Source organism: Bradyrhizobium sp. USDA 4341, assembly GCF_054063755.1.
In genome coordinates this window covers 8,276,893-8,293,119 of the sequence record NZ_JBSSGO010000002.1, presented here as the reverse complement: position 1 = coordinate 8,293,119, position 16,227 = coordinate 8,276,893, and the positions used below count along the sequence as shown (strand labels likewise).

Here is a 16,227-nt window from a genome sequence, read left to right as displayed (position 1 = left end):
ACGAATGTGAAGCTGCTGATTCCAAAGGTCATCTATCGATATTTAATTGCCAGCGACCATAGGTAGCTTCCGTCGCGTGAGTTCGACGATGCCTAATCTCAAGAACATCTCGCCGCTCACCTGGGTGCTCGACCGCTGCCGATAAGTCGCCACCGGGCCAAGCTGGCATCGCCAGCCCGCTCCACGGCTTTTGCCTCACGGTTCTTGAGGCTGTGCTGGATGCCCAGCGCGGATCAGTTTCCGATAGGATGCTCGCCTTCCAAGGCCCGGCACAGCCAATTGCCGGCGCTCAGCGACGCGTCAGGCCCGCGGCCCACGAAACCATTTTAACCAACTGGCGAAACCGGCCGGAAACACTCGGCTGGTACAACCTCCCCAAAATGATAAGGGGAAGTGTCATGATGGAAATCGCGATCATCGGTCTGCTGTTTCTAAGCGCCGTCGTCTTTGGCGCCCACGCTTACGACGCGATCCACACCCATTGAAGAGCCGTGAGAGCCTTGGCGACGACGTTGCCGGACGACATCACCAAGGCTCACCATCACGCGGATTGCCCCCTAGATGGCTCGCTCAACATGCGGGCCGTTTCGGCCAGCCTTGGGCGTCTCTATCCACAGCCACGATGCGCAGTAGGGCCGCCCTGTTCCCCACCTCAACCGATTGACAATTTGCTGCGCTGTTAGAGTCCTGCTTTCTGATCGCATGGGCTCGAAATCTTGGGAGTACATGTTCGGCGTCACCGTCCGGCATCTGGCCGAGCGGGCCAAGGAAGCGCGTCTGGATGCCGACGCCGTGGGCTGCCAAGCGTGGAACGCTCGCATGCTTGCGTTCCAAGGGCCAGCCCAGCCCTCACCTGCACTCGGGGACGCCTTAAGCGCCGGCTCTCGAGGTGAAGTGCCTCGGCTGCGAGACCCATCAGACGGTCGCACTGGATATCGTGCGGCGTCCAAAGTGGACGCCGATCCACGAGCTCGAGCGCTACATGCGATGCAAGGAATGCTCGTGCCGGCAAGGCCATCCGTTCAAGCGCAGCCACCTGCTGGCATTGCGAACAAACAGGATTTCCGCCATGCACCCGCCGTCGACTTGGTGGCCAGGAGAGCGATGATGGTCCTAACGCTCGTCCCGCATATATGGACTTCGCTGGGAGACGAATCTCAAGTCTCGATCCGCCGCCATCGTCTGGAGCCCGTGCATATGCGGCACGTTCACCGGATTGCCCCAAAAGGTCCAAGCGATAGCGCCGGTCGCGAGTATTCCGCCGCAGATAGCCAAAAGGTCCCGCCTCATTGCGCTTCCTCCATGTCGGCTATCTCGAAGCATAAATCAGGCCAAGACCGACGAGCACGGTAGTGCCCGACCTCCGGCCTGAACGCTCAGTGCCGGATGGAAGAGGTGCCGAATGCGCGCGAAACCCACGACGATTATCAACAGGTCGAATGCCAAGGCTGCGGCCTAAGCCACTTTGTCAACAGCAAGATCGGTAAAGTGCTGGGTCAGAAGTAAGGCCCGCCTCAGTTGTCCTCTGTGATCCTGCCCTTGCCATCACAGGTCTTGCATTTGAGCGGATAGATTTTGTGGCCCGGCTTTGCCTGCTGCGTAACCGGTTGGGAGCCCGTTCCATTGCAGTCCGGGCAGATACGCTCTTTGATCTTCGGCTGCATTTCCGAACCTTTCCAGCCACCTCAGTTGGCGGCCTCTTTCAAAAGAATAGCGCTGCTACAATTAATTTAGTTGCGGAGCCTCTATCGGCTGCATTACTGTTTCCGTGAAAATCCCCGATGTACACATACTCCGAATTTGACGGTCGCCGCGAGGTGACAGTCATCGTGGTGTCGATTCTTACATGTAAGTGATCACGGTACCGGCGCGAAAGCGCCTCCAAGACACAGGGGGCGTATATGGAAGACCGAAAGATTGCAATGTTGCGCGTGCACGAGCAAAACATTGAGCGTTACCAAGGCTTGCTGCGCACCAAACTTAGCGACGTCGAGACACACTTCATCGAACGGCGCTTATCAGAAGAGCGTTTCGCGATCGGCATGTTGAAATTTATGAGTCGTGGGGAAAAACCCGCGACAGATCATCTGTTCGCATAAGCTGCCTCCGCATACTCCGACGGTAGTAATCCGTTTGAGACATGAACCATGGCACGCTTTGTGCCGACTCCTACATGTCGGGATTTTGCATATCCTTCCCGGGGCTAGACCAGCGCCGCCAGCGAGTATTTTAAGCTTGGCGGCGTTGTTGCGTTAGCTTTGGGCCATGCCCATCACGCGAAAGCCGATCGATATCCGGCCAGAAGTCGCGCGCCAGTTTGCCGCGGACCGGCGCGCGTATCACGCCGAGCATGATGGCAGCCGGCGCGACCGGATCGCCGTCGGCACCAGGCCTATGCTGCTCGAGCATATGCCGGCGGGCATCAAGTTACGGTTGAGCGAGGTCAAAGAACTCTTCGAGCTGATGCGATGAATACTGTTTGGATCTACACAGACACCGCTAAGAAGGCCGGCGACGAGAACCACATCAAGGTCTTCGCGACAATCGAGGCCGCTGAGAAATGGTTCGAAGAAAACGATCCCGAGGGCGTGGCGTTTGAGTACGACGTTCTGGAGTGAAAGATGGCAAAGGACTTGTTGCTGTCATTGCAATGGCCGCATTGGCTGCTGATCGCCGGGACACTGCTAGTGATCGTCGGCTGCATAGGACTTTTGATCCGACGCAAAGCATCTGCGGAAGTTTCGACAACCCGGACAAAGAGCCGAGACCTCGCTTCATCCCAACAGAAGAGTCCCCACGCCGACGGCAATTAGCGCTAAACCGATGAGGCTGTACCCAACGCTATCCATCATGCTTGAGGTGCGACTCAGAGCGGCACGGCGAGCCCCAGCTCAGGGGGTGAGCTGGGGCTACCGGGGCTTTGGAGGCTGCAGCGGCGGCAAGCCTCCACCTTCGACGTTACGACTTTTTCGACTTTCGTCTACTGAGATTCTCAATTGCGGCGGCGCGCTACTACCATTGCCCCCATGCCGCGCCGCCTGCGGCTCGCATACCATTTCGATTTAACGAAGGTGACTGCGAGGAACACGAAGAATGGTGCGCTTAATGCTTGGTATCAGTTTGAGTCTAGTTGCTCTCACCGTCACTGGCGGCGCCCGCGCACACGGTACATGCGGCGCCGGTTGCCATACTACGGTCTTTGGTTCCTGCGTGCGTGATGGTTGGCAAGAAGCGCGACCCGTTCGGAATGAATGTCCTGCCACCTCCAGGCCCACGCCGCCTTGCGGCCAGTACTATCGATGGAGCCGACACTTGACGGCGTGCATTCAGCGTTGAGTCACAGGGTTTTATTTTGACGAAGGAACGGCTTGCCCGAGACGCCACAGAAATATTCCGTCTGCTGCGAGCATATCGCTCGATCAAAGATAGGGAGGCGCGTCGACGAGTTGTCGACGCCGTGGAAGCATTGGCCGAAGGCCGCGCAGCCGACAAAGCACTCGACGACAAAGCGGGAACGCCGCATGTTTGAGCGACGATGTGCAATCTATACAGGATCACGACCAACCAAGCCGCGATCCTGAACCTGTTTCGGGCCGTCGACGGGTACGTCGGCAATCTGGCGCCCATGCCGGGCGCCTTCCCTGATTACTCTGCGCCCGTTGTTCGCAATGCCGGTGACGAGCGGAGGATCGAACGCGTCCGACTTGGAGCGATCGTGTCAGCGCGGCAACTCGTGAAGCCCCCCTTGAGATGTTAGCTACGGCCCTTCTGATCGGAGCACTTTTGGGGCGTCGTCGACGCTAGTTCGAACGGCGTACGCTTTCAACGCCACTCTGCTGCCAGAGCCTATGACTGGCTTCGATTGGCGGCCGGTCGCCGGCTTTAGCGCACCTGACGACGAATGATCTTGCTCAATAAACTGTTTTTCAAACCGCGATCAAGCGAGGATTCGCAATCGCGTCACGCGATTGAGAATCCGTACGCTTCACGCCGTCTGTCGATTTGATCGGCCCTTGCCGCGGCGACGCCGCGTTCGTTGACGACGATTTCGAGGAGGATCAGGCAATCTCGTCGCATCTGTCGCCCCCGGCGCGGCGGGTTCAGTCGTTGGCGGATCGTCCACTGATCGAAGCGGCGATCTTCGAACGGCGACCGCAGTTTCTAGCGCGGCCAGGAATAGCCGCCCCTCCGCCGTGATTTCCCAGCCCGCGTCATCGCGAAGCACGAACTTGGCCGAGAAGATATTCAGGTCCGGCGCATGCTCGGCCAACCGCTTCATGCGATCGGTCCAGTCTCTGCCGCTATTCACCAAGATTGCAACCGCGAGCCGCAAGTCGGCAACGGAGGCTCGCCCGGCGGACTGGCCGGCCAGCACTTTCAGGACGGTCAGTTGGAAGGACACTTCCACGTCTCCGGTCTGGCTGGCCGTGCAGTATGGATGAGATTGGTTAATCGCCAGTCAAGAACCCGGTGCGCGAAAAGCTTCGCGATGAGAGCCGATGATGACTGCCGTTACCCGGATTTAGGCATGCACTCATAAATCCGGGATGGCCCCTTCGAGAGGTAAGCGGACATGTCGCGCGACCGCAGGGATGTCGCCAAGGGGCCCAAAGGCGACTTCGCCTCATTGCACCGTCGGCGTAGAGATGGGAGAGTTTCGCTATCTACGAAACTCATTGCCAAGAGAGCTTCGCCATGCCCGAGGCTACGCCAACAGTCCGTACCTCCTTCATTTGCACAATCCCGCCGCCGGTCGTTACCCAGGCTCTCGGACAGCCTGGTGCAGATGCGGTTGTCATCGATCAAGAGCTTGGGCAGTCGGTCCCCGACACCTCCATGCCATGATTGCCTCGACTGCTGGTACGAAATGCCGCCCTGTGGTGAGGGTCGGCAAGCGCGACGAAGCGATGGTGAAGTCTGCTCTCAACATAGGCGCAGCAGGTGTGGTGTTCCCATTGGTTAGCACCGCACAGTGCAGAGAAAGATCCCGCCCTCCGGAAATGTCCAGGCCAGCGATGGCGATGCGTTGCGGACGCTCGCCCTCGATAATGTCGGCCTCGTTCGGTTGGCCTCGTTCATAGTCAAGGATGATATTGCCACCAATCGTCTCGTCCCTGTCCTCGAGGCGTTCAATCCGGGCGACATCGACGAATTGCATGCTGTCTGTCTTGGGCAGATTGGGCTCCTGCCGCTGCGGATCCGTGTCTTCCTCGACTTTCTTGCCGATCGCATCAAACTCGCCGACGACTGGCGGCCCAAGCACTTGTGACGGCGTGATCATTGCGAGAACAAGCGTCGCGGCGTTCATCAGGATGATCGCTACAGCGCCAAGATCAACAGCGAAATCAAGTCCGCGCGTTGTTGCGATAGCGCCTAGTACGAGGGCGAGCGCGCCCATCGACAAATAGCCCAAGAGATAAAGAGCGGAAAGTACGCCGCCGCGGTTGCGTTCGGTCACTGCCATGCTGATCACTTGCAGACCGCCGACAAACAACAGGCTGTACGCCCCTCCCGCGGCGGCGGTGGCCAGCAAGTAGACAACCAGATCACGGAAATTGACCGCCAACATGAGCAGCACCATACCCAGACAGGAGACCAGCGCGCCGGCGATCAGTGCCGTCCGCGGCGAAAGAGTCCGGGCGATGATCCCGATCGCTGCCATGACGATGGGAAAGAGTGAAAGGACGGCGCTGTTGAGAAAGGCATTGGGCGAACCAATCAGGTCATGCTCGACTTGACCGCCGAGCGAGAGGACCAGAACGCCGAATGTGTAGGCCGCCACCATAGCGGTCGATGACACCGCGAAAGCCCAACGTATAGGCTTCGGAACGGAAGGCATCCGCGAGCGCCAGTCGCCGCCGACACCGCCGGTTTTACGACGCGGCAAATGCCACGTCCCGATGACGAGGACAATGAGGAAAAGAGCAAGAACCCAGAAGCAAAGGCGCGTCGGCCATGGCGCATATTCCGTCAAGGCGCCGCCGAGCAGCAAAGCAGCGGCGAAGCCGCCAGCCTGCGCCCCCATCGTGACCGAGGCTGCGTGCTTTGCAGATCCCAGACTGCTGAACTCCAAGATAGCGGCGGTCGAGGGGCTCGCAGCCAGGCCGACGCCGATGCCCATCAGGGCACGTCCTGCGAAGACCCACCACACGTCAGGTGCGACCGCAAACAGCAGAGCACCGATCAGCGACGCAAAGAGGCCGGCCAACATGGTCGCGCGGCGACCGATCTGGTCGGAAATGCCGCCGAAGCCCACCAGCATGACAACGACGCCGATGGGATAGATAGCGAAGATTCCCGCCGTCATCGTATGGGAGAGATGCCACTCCTCCGCATAAAGCCCGTATGTCAGTGCAGGCGCCGCGCTTGTCCAAAGCGTGTGACCGACCACTCCCGCCGAAACCAACAGGCTCGCGCGGCGTCCGAGGACGAACCGTCCTACGCCTGGAGGCTGAGTCCGCCCCGCTACTGTACCGCGAACGGAGGCAGTCGCTTTCTCGATCATCGCTGTCGTCCTTGTCAGTTCGGCAAAGGCTCAGCCGGTCGCAACCGCGCACTGCGCCGGCGAAGCGCGTGGCTATTTCCAGGTTGGTGTGGGCCTTCTTTGGAATTACGAAGCGGTTTTGCCGCCGTTCACGCTGATGATCTGGCCGGTGATAAACGACGCCTTGCGGGAAGCGACGAACACGATCGCATCGGCGATCTCCGCGGGCGTGCCCGCACGCTTGAGCGGCACGCTCGCAACCAGTCCGGCCTTTCTCTCGGCGGTGCCGGTGAACCGCTCCAGCATTTCGGTCTCGACAGGACCGGGCGCGACCGCATTGACACGAATGCCTGACGCCGCGCCTTCGAGGGCGGCGGATTTCGTCAACCCTTCGACTGCGTGCTTGCTGGCGGTGTAGAGCGACGCACCTGGCGCGCCTCGCTGTCCCATGGTCGACGAGAGGTTCACAATGCTGCCGCCACCTTGCGCCTGCATCACGCGCATCTCATGCTTCATGCTAAGCAGCACGCCGAGCACATTGGTGCCGAAGGTCGCCGCGTAACTTTCGGCGGTCTGGTCCGTCACCGGACCGGGTTTGCCTTCGGTGCCCGCGTTGTTGACAGCCACGTCGAGCCGGCCGAACCGGGCCACGGTCGCGTCGATCAGGTCGCGGACGTCGTCTTCATGGCGAACGTCAGCGCGGATGTATTCAACTTCCACGCCGAGACCGCGGAGTTCCTGGGTCAGGGCATGTCCCGCGTCGTCGCGACGGCCGGACACGACAATCCGGGCGCCCTCTTGAGCGAAAGCCAGCGCCGTGGCGCGGCCGATACCGGTCAAGGCACCGGTGATCAGGACGACGGATGCAGTCATGGATGTTCTCCTGTGAAAAAGTGGACTGGGTCAGGGACGGATCTGCGGAGCACCACGCTCAAGCGTGATTCGCTATTAGTTCGATCGCATCCGTCGCGGATGACGAGGTGGCTCTGGCGCACGTTACGCGAACGCCCGGCAGGTTACGGGATGATCCGCTCACGCCGAAAGTCCGAAAACATCCGAAGAAACATCTCCTCGGTGTCCACCAGGTCGTGGAATCCGAAACGGCGGGCCTTGCTGGTATCGGAGACGATATCGTAATCCGACGCGAAGACGCCGTCCGGGTAGCCCCAGGCGGCAATCTCTTCGAAGCGGAATTTCTGCAACCCGTTCTGTTCGACGATCTTCGCCCAGATCGGTCCCTTGTCCGCCATGGACCGCGCAAGGTTGATGTGTCGTGGCGGAGCCAGCTCCATCCCGAAGAAGTTGGCGAATCTGGGCCACAGGTTCTGCCACCTGATGAGATCACTGTTGGTGATGTTGAAGGCTTGATTGGCGCATTTCGGATCGGTCGCCATCCACTCGACCGCCTTTGCCAGAAGTGCGGCATCGGTGCATTGGTAAAGTGCGGTATAGGCTCCCGGTTTGCCCGGGAAGCTCAGCGGCAGTCCCAATGCCTTGCAGACATTGGCGTAGACCGCGATCGCCAGGGTCAGGTTCATCGGCCCTCCCGTGGAGAATCCGCAGACCGCGTGCGGGCGCCCGACCGACCACGTCCAGCGTTTTCCTTTCTGGAATTCTTCGAGAAAGTCCTGCTGGTCATAATAGAAATTCGGCGGCATGTGCCGCGGATCGTCCTCCTTCGTCGGAGTCTTGTAGGGACCGAGGTGATTTCCGTACCACCTGGTGCCCTGGGAAAGATGAACATGCTCGAGCACGGGTGACGCCGCCTCGACGGTCTTGACCAGGTTGAAGAACATGTTGGCGTTTGCCGACACCGTCTCGCCGGGATCCGACCGCTCGGTGATGGCCAGATAGAACAGGTGCGAGATAGTCGTCAGCGGACCGAGCTTGGCCCGGCAATCCGCCAGATCGAGAAGATCCACGGCGATATGCCTGTAATTGCCGGTAATCAGTGGCTTGCGGCGCGACACCGCAACGATATCCCAATCACCCTGCTCAAGCAGGTGAGCCAGCATGTAGCCACCGGCAAGGCCCGAAGCACCCGTGACAAGTGCGGTACGTTTCGTCGTCGACATCTGTCGTCTCTCCCCTAGATGGCCTCGATCTCGTCGACACGATCCGGATAAAACGCGACGTAATCCTTGATCTGCGCCATCGCTTCAAACGGAGTCTCGTAAGTCCACACCGCGTTGACGGAGCGATCGCCGCCCGCTGGAATACTGTAGTAGGACGCGTCGCCCTTATAGGGGCAGTAGGTGGTGTGTTCACTGCGCGTGAGCGCGGCCAAATCGACGTCGCGGCGGGGGATATATTGCACGGGCGGGTAGAACGCCTCGCGAAGCGTCAACGCATCGTGGGTGTCTGCGATGATCCTTCCACCGATCTTCACCACGACGCGAGATGAGTTCGCTTCGATCGAAATGGGGTGATCGTGTCCCGGAATCCTTATCGGCTTGTCGGTCATGATTTGTCTCCTTCTGAATTGGAATCGGGTCGTGCGAATCCTTAGGCAGTGGCCAGTCCAGGGGTGCCTCGATTGCGTTTGGAAGCCATCACGCCTCGGCCTTCAGGGTCCTGATTGTCGGCACCACCCGAAACGCCGCGGTTAGATCGGCGGCCGAGCGTCACCCGGCCAGCCGACAGTTCCTGCGCGACCTCGGTCACCCGACGGCCAAGGAACTCCGCGGTTCGGAGATCGGAGGGCGGCGGAGCGACATCACCACTCTGGTCCATGTCAGCCTGGCCAGCCATCCCAAGCGTGTAGCTGTCGCGATTGAGGATGTCCTCGTTTGTGTAGGAGCGATTATTCCCATAATTGAGCCCGAGATTGACCCAATGCATCTGGTGCTGGGCCGCAAACGTCATCAGCTGAACCAGCGAGTTCTGCTTGTCACCACCGCGGGACGCACCGTTGGTGAAGCCTGCGGCGATTTTGCCCTCCCAGCGCTTCTCGGCGTATTGAAGGTGCGAGGTCGCATCCATGAACGCTTTGAATGGTGCCGACAGGCTACCCATGTATGTGGGCGCTCCCATGATGATGGCGTCTGCACCATCGAGAAGCTCCCATCGGCGAGACGCCTGTTCCGCGGTGACAAGGTCTACGCTCGCGCCATCGATGGCTGCCGCACCGCGCGCGACGGCCTCGGCGATCTTCGCGGTATGACCATATCCGCTGTGATAGACGATGACGATTTTCACTGGAACTGACATGGATCCTCTTGGTTTCAGGCCAGGTCTAACGACGGACTACGCAGCCATGCTGGATCGGCTTGAAACGGTGTCGTACCAGCGCTTCAACGAACGGTGCTCGTCCGGAACAGGAAGGTTGATCGCCTTGGCGGCAAAATCCAATGTCACCAGCGTCGTGATGTCGGCGGCGGAAAAGCGCTGGCCAGCGACGAAAGGCGTCTCGCGCAATCGATCGTCAAAGTCGGCAAAGAAATTCTTCACCCGGAGCTTGCTGCGCTCAGCCAGTTTGGGAATCTGCTCGTAGTCATGAGGCCCGGCGATCGCGCGGCCTTTGAGACCGGGCGCGGCATTGCGGACGGCATCCATGACCGTGGCAAAGCCTTCCACTTCGGCGCGCCGCTCCCACATCGCCACCAGCGCCTTCTCCTTGGCCGTCTCGCCAAGCAAAGGCGGGGCCGGATGGGTTTCTTCAATGTACCGCCAGATCGCCGGCACTTCCCCTATGGCGGTGCCGTCCTCCAGCACCAGCGTGGGCACGACGCGGCGCGGGTTGATCGCGCGGTAGGCATCGGAATGTTGTTCGCCCTTGCCAAGATCGACCGCGACGAGCGGAATGGAGAGTCCCTTTTCGGCGACGAAGATGCGCACGCGCCGCGAATTGGGTGAGGACGCAGCGTGGTGGAGTTTCATCGCACTTCCTCCTCGGACAGGAACAGGGAAACGTGCCGGACGAACCGCTCGGGATATTGGTATTGTGAACCGTGATTGGCGTCGGGATAGAGGATGAGCTGGGCGTCCGGCAGGTGCTGCTGCAAGATGAACGAGTTCGCGGAGTAGATGATCACGTCCTTGCCGCCGTTGACGACCAGCGTCGGCTGGCGGATCGACTTCAGGTATTCGAACGGCTTCTCCCGCGGCGCACCCCATTCGCCAATCGCCTCGATCTGGGCGGGCGCGACTTTCTCGTTGACCTCGGGATCGCGGTCCTCGGCGCGCAGCCGAAAGCGCCGGAGGAACTCGCGCCCCGCGGCCTGGCTGCTCTCGGATTTCGTGAAATGCACACGAAGCCAGAGGTGATCGGGCTCGTCATAGGTGGCGCCGAAGATGTCCTGCGCCTCCGGCGTGAGCGTGGCCATGCCCTCGCCACCCCGCGGGCCGGTGCCGACCAGGACCAGCCGCCTCACGAGGTCGGTCGCCTGAAGGGCGATTTCCTGCGCGACGAAGCCGCCGATCGAAAACCCGAGCACATCGACCTTCGTCAGCCCTAGCGCCTTGATGAACGCCACCGCGTTGGCGCCCATTTTCTCGATCCTGGTCGGCACCTCTCCAGAGGAACTGGATACACCGGCATTGTTGAACAGGATGACTTCGCGATCCCTGGCGAGACCGTCGGTCACTGCCGGATCCCAATGGTCCATGGTGCCGGTGAAGTGTTGGTTGAAGACGAGCGGCACGCCGGCCGCATTGCCAAAGCGGCGATACGCAAGGCGGACACCGTTGGCTTCCACGAACTGCGTCGGCGCTGTCTGATGATTGTGCTGAATCATTGTTTCCCTCTTGCGGCGCGACCTTCCGCGCCGACAGGATCAGTTGGCGCTGTGTCCGCCATCGACGTTGAGGACGTGACCGGTGATGAACCTGGCTTCGTCCGACGCGATGAACACGATGCCGTCAGCGACTTCCTCGGAGAGTCCGAGCCGGCCCAGCGGGACCTGCGTCGCCAGCGCCGCCTTGTTCTCGGCCGTGCCAGTGAAGCGGGTCAGCATGCCGGTGTCCGTTGGGCCGGGCGCGACGGCATTCACGCGAATTCCCGACTTGGCGAGTTCGAGCGCCACCGACTTGGTGATGCCTTCGACGGCGTGCTTGGCGCCGACATAGATCGAGGCAAAGGCTGCGCCCTCGTGGCCATAGGTCGAGGAGATGTTTATGATACTGCCGCTGCCCTGGGCCTGCATGGCGCGCACCTCGTGCTTCATGCTCAGGACCACGCCGAGAACGTTGGTCTCGAACGTCACCGCAAAGCTTTCCGCGGTCTGGTCCGTGATCGGACCGACCTGCCCTTCGGTCGCTGCGTTGTTGACCGCGACATCGAGACGGCCAAACCGCGCGACGGTCTTGTCGACCAGGGCGCGAACGTCGTCTTCCTTGCGGACGTCGGCGTTGATGAACTCGGCCTCCGACCCGAGCGCGCGCAACTCCTTAACGAGGGCTTTGCCGGCCTCATCGCGCCGGCCGGATACCACGACCTTCGCGCCCTTCCTGGCGAACGCAATGGCGGCGGCGCGGCCGATGCCGGTCAAGGCGCCGGTGATCAATACGACTGGGTTGCTCATCTTCCGATTCCTCATTTATGGGTCCTGCCGGCGGAGCATGGATTGCTCTGCCGCGAAGCCAGCGTCGTGAATCCCACCTTGTCTCCAAGAGCGCTTCCGTGATTGGGCAAATAGGAACCACTGGTGTCTTCGCCAAAGACTTATTAAGTTGAGGGACATGCCTGAAAGATATGGAAGTCGGAATGGAGCTGCGGCACCTTCGTTATTTTATCGCGGTCGCTGAAGAAGGCAGCCTGACGCTCGCAGCGCAAAAGCGGCTGCACACCGCGCAGCCTTCGCTGAGCCGGCAAATCCGCGATCTCGAATACGAGGTCGGCGTTCAGTTGATGATCCGTGGCATGCACGGCATCGAATTGACCGCCGCCGGCCGGGCCTTTCTCGACCATGCGCGGCTGGCGCTGACGCAGGCGGAGGCAGCCGCGGAGGCGGCGCGGCGAGCAGCGCAACCGCCGCGGACATTGTTTGCGATCGGCTTCCTCACCGGCTACGAGATGGACTGGCTGCCGGCCGTGATGGAAATCCTGCGCGCCGAGTTACCGAGCACTGAAGTCGTCATCCACAGCCAGGACTCGCCGGATCTCGCCGCAGGTCTCACACATGGAAAGATCGACCTCGCCTTCATGCGTCCGGAAAAGCAGACGCCCGGCCTGAAATTCAGGCTGTTGCGAAAGGACCCGCTGATCGTCGTGATGCCGCGCGACCACGCTTTGGCTGCTCGGAGCTCGATTCGCCCGCAGGACATCGCAGGCCAGACGTTTATCGGAGTATCCCCGATCCGGGCACCGACCCTGTGGGCTGTGATCTGCGATTATCTCAAGCCCTTCGGCGTGAAACCCGACCACCAGGCCGAAAACCTGGCGATGGCGGTTTCGTTGGTGGCGTCTACCGGCGGCATCGGCCTGTTTCCGCTCTACTCGCAAAATCTGTTGCCGAAAACGGTCGTCAGCCGACCGATACGCGGTGCGCCGCCAACGGTCGACTTGGTCATCGGCTATAACGAGGCGAATACATCGCCACTCCTAAAATCTATTCTCGCGAAAGTGGATGATTTGAAGTTTCGAGCTACAAAGAGCGGCAGCCGATAAATCCTGATTGCCGCGCGATCGTCGGAAAATTCGGAAACATTCCTTCATGGACCGATTGGGTCACTTTCGATCGAGTTCGCGGCCTTTCTGCCGTTCGATGTCCGCGTTGTGGTCCGATCGACTTATAATTCGAGGCTGGTCGGCGCCGCCTAGCCAACGTGCGCTTTTGAGCACATTACGGACTCGGGTCAGACATCACGCGATGCCCGAAAGAGACCCAGTGATCTGAAACGCTACGCGACTGCCTCTGAATGCGCTGTAACTTCCGACAGCGACGCCAATTGGCGGTCAACACCGTAAAGCGCTGCTTAGCCGATCGCAAATCCCTGATACCCTCGAACGGCACTTTCGTTACATATCGCCATGTACGTGGAGAGACCGCCGGAGTAGGCCAGCATCTCCCGCCGCTTGCCGGGTATGTTCGCGCCGACCCACCACGAGTCGGCGCGGGGAATGAGAGTTGCGTCGGCCGCCTCAAACACTTTCTCGCGCCACGCTTCCTCCGCCGGGGCCGTTGCCTCGAACCGCGCCCAGTTGCGTCCGCGTACATGGTCCAGCATCTTAGCGACCCACTCACCCTGAAGCTCCGCGGCAGTCGGTCCATTGGCGAAGGCGTTCGGACTTTGTGGACCGTAGACAAAAAGAAGGTTTGGATAACCGGCGGATGCCACTCCCAGATGGGCTCGAACGCCGTCCGCCCACTTTTCCTTCAGGGTCCTGCCGTCGGTACCCCGGATATCGATGCTGGTGAGTCCACCAGTCACCGCGTCGAACCCAGTGGCCAGGACCAGAACATCCAGATCGTACTTGCCGGCCGTGGTCTCGACACCGCCCCTGGTCACTTGCTCAATCGGCGTTTTGCGGAGATCGACAAGGCTCACGTTGGACTGATTGAAGATATCAAAGAAATTCTGCTCCAGAGACGGCCGCTTTGTTCCGTAAGGGTGAAGCGGCTCCGTCGGCGCGAGGATTTCGGCAACCGCCGGATCTTTGATGCGCGCCCGCGTTTTGTCGCGCCAGAAGTCGTAGGCCGCGCGATTCGACCGCTCGTTGACGAGAAGATCGTTGAACGACCCAACCCACGGCACAAAACCTCCGGCTTCCCAAGCACGCTCGAAAGTCGCTCGCCGCTCTTCGTCGGACACCTCTGATGCGGCCTTCTCGATAAAGCCGTAATCAAACCCGCCGAACGAGACACTGCGTTTCTCGTATGCAGCCGCATAACCCTGCTTCATGCGGTTGATTTCCGCTTCGTCCAGCTTTTTCTGCCGCATCGGCAGAGCCAGATTGGGCGTGCGCTGGAAGACGGTGAGATGGGCCGCCACGGCAGCCGCCTCTTGGGCCACCTGCACCCCGCTCGCTCCTGTACCGATGACCCCGACCCGCTTACCGGCCAGGTCCAGACCGTTCTGCGGCCAAAGTGCAGTATGGTGACTTTCACCGGAAAAATTGCGCAGGCCGGGCAAGTCAGGTGTGTAGGGCTTCGAACCCAAGCCAACGCAGACCACGAAGTAACGCGGCCTGATTACGGAGCCATCGCTCGAACGGACGGTCCAACGATTGCTCGCCGCGTCAAACTCAGCACCCTCTACGCGCGTGTTGAAGCGAATGTCGCGGCTGAGGTCGAGCTTCTCGTCCATATAGCGAAAGTAATCACGAATTTCTCGCCACGAAGGATAGAGCTCGCTGAACTTCCAATCTCGCCAGAGATCCTCACGCGAAAATTGATACATCGGGCCGGGAGAGTCGACGCGCGCACCCGGGTAACAATTCCAGTACCAGACACCTCCAAGGCCGCCCCCAGCCTCAACCAGTTGGACCGACATGCCCATACCACGCAGCCGGTCGAGGAGGTAAACGCCGGCAAATCCCGCGCCCACGATAAGAACGTCGAGCTCTTCTGCCCCGCCGTTATTCGTTCGCTTCGCTTCAGTCGTGCTCATGATGGTCCACTCTTCGAGGTCCGTTGGTCTGGCGAAGGTGGACCCGGCAGTAGTCATGCAGTAGACTTTGCTGTGGCACATTCTTTGTGAAATGAAATCACAATGGCCCGATTGGACGTAAATCGTTCCGGCGAGATGGAAGTCTTTGCGCGAGTCTTCGAGCTCGGAGGGTTTTCCGCCGCGGCGCGCGAGCTTCGCATGACGCCCTCGGCGATCAGCAAGCTTGTCGGCCGTCTCGAGACCCGGCTCGGGGCGCGGCTGGTCAATCGTTCGACGAGGGGGCTTCAGTTCACGTCGGAAGGTCGGTTGTTCTATGACCGGAGCACGCGACTGCTCGCCGACCTGGACGAGGTCGAGCGATCCGTCGCCAAAGCTAAGGTCCCGAGCGGAAAAATCAGGGTCAGCGCCAACATCCCGGTCGGGCGGTCGTTGCTGTTGCCGATCGTCCCCGACTTCCTCGATGGCTATCCGAAGCTGTCTCTGGAGATATCCCTGACCGATCAGGTGATCGACCTTATCGAACAGCGAACCGACGTAGCACTGCGCAGCGGCCCGCTCAAAAGTTCTCAGCTCGTTGCGCGAAAGCTGGGCGCTGTGCGGATGGTTATCGTCGGATCACCGGGCTATTTCGCGCGACACGGCGTTCCGAAGACGCCGAATGAGCTTGCGCAGCATAATTGCCTTGACTTCAGCTATGCCCGAGCGGTGAAGAGCTGGCCCTTGTCCGAGAAGGGCCTGCAGAGAACCATACCGCCCTCCGGAAATGTCCAAGCCAGCGACGGCGATACGTTGCGGACGCTCGCCCTCAACAATGTCGGCCTGGTTCGGTTGGCCTCGTTCATCGTCAAGGATGATATTGCCGCAAATCGGCTTGTCCCTGTTCTCGAGGAGTTCAATCCGGGCGACATCGACGAGTTGCATGCTGTCTATCTTGGGCAGAGTGGACTCCTGCCGCTTCGGATTCGCGTCTTCCTCGACTTTCTGGCGCAGCACATCAAGATCGGCGAGGGTCGGCCTTCCAGGGACATGTAATATGTGCTTCGCTACCATGGTTGGTCACGTTTGTCCCGGCCGTTTCGCCTTCGTTCGCGTCGTTGATAGTGGCCCGCGCCGGCTCGGACGATGGTCGCCTATTCCAGCAGCGTTTTCCGAAAGTCAGTGCCGAGATGGACCGCCGGGATGCGGGCTGGAAT

At 60.3% G+C, this 16,227-nt stretch carries 17 protein-coding genes and 1 pseudogene; 7 read left to right on the top strand and 11 right to left on the bottom strand.

The features are described from left to right. The first annotated feature begins 248 nt into the window (after positions 1-248). Both ACVIGB_RS44880 and ACVIGB_RS44875 read left to right on the top strand, forming a co-directional pair. Positions 249-485, top strand: coding sequence for a hypothetical protein (locus ACVIGB_RS44880; protein ID WP_456724465.1), 237 nt, complete (start codon positions 249-251; stop codon positions 483-485). A gap of 217 nt (positions 486-702) precedes the next feature. Further along, positions 703-1,108: pseudogene (locus tag ACVIGB_RS44875) on the top strand (hypothetical protein). Between the two features lie 406 nt (positions 1,109-1,514). Here ACVIGB_RS44875 and ACVIGB_RS44870 read toward each other — a convergent pair. Then, a complete protein-coding gene (locus tag ACVIGB_RS44870) occupies positions 1,515-1,664 on the bottom strand; it encodes a zinc finger domain-containing protein (protein WP_456724466.1) in 150 nt (49 codons plus the stop codon). A 237-nt stretch (positions 1,665-1,901) separates the two neighbouring features. On the opposite strand from ACVIGB_RS44870, the gene ACVIGB_RS44865 reads away from it, so the two are divergent. From ACVIGB_RS44865 to ACVIGB_RS44855, 3 genes are all read left to right on the top strand, one after another. Next, entirely contained in the window at positions 1,902-2,099 is a 198-nt protein-coding gene (locus tag ACVIGB_RS44865) for a hypothetical protein (protein ID WP_456724467.1), read from the top strand. Between the two features lie 166 nt (positions 2,100-2,265). Further along, positions 2,266-2,472 (top strand): hypothetical protein, encoded by a 207-nt coding sequence (locus tag ACVIGB_RS44860; protein ID WP_456724468.1) that lies wholly within the window; start codon positions 2,266-2,268, stop codon positions 2,470-2,472. Continuing rightward, on the top strand, positions 2,469-2,618 hold the full coding sequence (locus tag ACVIGB_RS44855; protein ID WP_171948089.1) for a hypothetical protein: 150 nt from the start codon (positions 2,469-2,471) through the stop codon (positions 2,616-2,618). Before ACVIGB_RS44860 ends, ACVIGB_RS44855 begins: the two co-directional genes overlap by 4 nt. Before the next feature lie 1,367 nt (positions 2,619-3,985). On the opposite strand, the gene ACVIGB_RS44850 is transcribed toward ACVIGB_RS44855, so the two are convergent. The 9 genes from ACVIGB_RS44850 to ACVIGB_RS44810 form a co-directional block, all read right to left on the bottom strand. After that, positions 3,986-4,402: a hypothetical protein gene (locus ACVIGB_RS44850; protein WP_456724469.1), complete on the bottom strand. Its 417-nt coding sequence runs from the start codon at positions 4,400-4,402 to the stop codon at positions 3,986-3,988. 393 nt (positions 4,403-4,795) lie between these two features. Continuing rightward, positions 4,796-6,505, bottom strand: a complete 1,710-nt coding sequence (locus ACVIGB_RS44845; RefSeq protein WP_456724470.1) for an MFS transporter — start codon at positions 6,503-6,505, stop codon at positions 4,796-4,798. Positions 6,506-6,610: 105 nt separating this feature from the next. Beyond that, on the bottom strand, positions 6,611-7,357 hold the full coding sequence (locus tag ACVIGB_RS44840; RefSeq protein WP_092124771.1) for an SDR family NAD(P)-dependent oxidoreductase: 747 nt from the start codon (positions 7,355-7,357) through the stop codon (positions 6,611-6,613). A 143-nt stretch (positions 7,358-7,500) separates the two neighbouring features. Further along, on the bottom strand, positions 7,501-8,559 hold the full coding sequence (locus ACVIGB_RS44835; RefSeq protein ID WP_456724471.1) for an SDR family oxidoreductase: 1,059 nt from the start codon (positions 8,557-8,559) through the stop codon (positions 7,501-7,503). Between the two features lie 14 nt (positions 8,560-8,573). Further along, entirely contained in the window at positions 8,574-8,948 is a 375-nt protein-coding gene (locus tag ACVIGB_RS44830; protein WP_456724472.1) for a DUF427 domain-containing protein, read from the bottom strand. A 41-nt stretch (positions 8,949-8,989) separates the two neighbouring features. Then, positions 8,990-9,682: a flavodoxin family protein gene (locus ACVIGB_RS44825; RefSeq protein ID WP_456724473.1), complete on the bottom strand. Its 693-nt coding sequence runs from the start codon at positions 9,680-9,682 to the stop codon at positions 8,990-8,992. A 48-nt stretch (positions 9,683-9,730) separates the two neighbouring features. Beyond that, positions 9,731-10,363 (bottom strand): glutathione S-transferase family protein, encoded by a 633-nt coding sequence (locus tag ACVIGB_RS44820; protein WP_456724474.1) that lies wholly within the window; start codon positions 10,361-10,363, stop codon positions 9,731-9,733. Further along, positions 10,360-11,220 (bottom strand): alpha/beta fold hydrolase, encoded by an 861-nt coding sequence (locus ACVIGB_RS44815; protein WP_456724475.1) that lies wholly within the window; start codon positions 11,218-11,220, stop codon positions 10,360-10,362. Before ACVIGB_RS44815 ends, ACVIGB_RS44820 begins: the two co-directional genes overlap by 4 nt. 39 nt (positions 11,221-11,259) lie before the next feature. After that, on the bottom strand, positions 11,260-12,006 hold the full coding sequence (locus ACVIGB_RS44810; RefSeq protein ID WP_456724476.1) for an SDR family NAD(P)-dependent oxidoreductase: 747 nt from the start codon (positions 12,004-12,006) through the stop codon (positions 11,260-11,262). Between the two features lie 170 nt (positions 12,007-12,176). On the opposite strand from ACVIGB_RS44810, the gene ACVIGB_RS44805 reads away from it, so the two are divergent. Then, entirely contained in the window at positions 12,177-13,091 is a 915-nt protein-coding gene (locus tag ACVIGB_RS44805; RefSeq protein ID WP_456749336.1) for a LysR family transcriptional regulator, read from the top strand. A gap of 308 nt (positions 13,092-13,399) precedes the next feature. Here the strand turns inward: ACVIGB_RS44805 and ACVIGB_RS44800 are convergent, their stop codons facing one another. Further along, entirely contained in the window at positions 13,400-15,034 is a 1,635-nt protein-coding gene (locus ACVIGB_RS44800) for a flavin-containing monooxygenase (RefSeq protein ID WP_456724478.1), read from the bottom strand. 102 nt (positions 15,035-15,136) lie between these two features. Here ACVIGB_RS44800 and ACVIGB_RS44795 point away from each other — a divergent pair, with 102 nt between their 5' ends. Further along, positions 15,137-16,066 (top strand): LysR family transcriptional regulator, encoded by a 930-nt coding sequence (locus tag ACVIGB_RS44795; RefSeq protein ID WP_456724479.1) that lies wholly within the window; start codon positions 15,137-15,139, stop codon positions 16,064-16,066. Positions 16,067-16,227 lie beyond the last annotated feature (161 nt).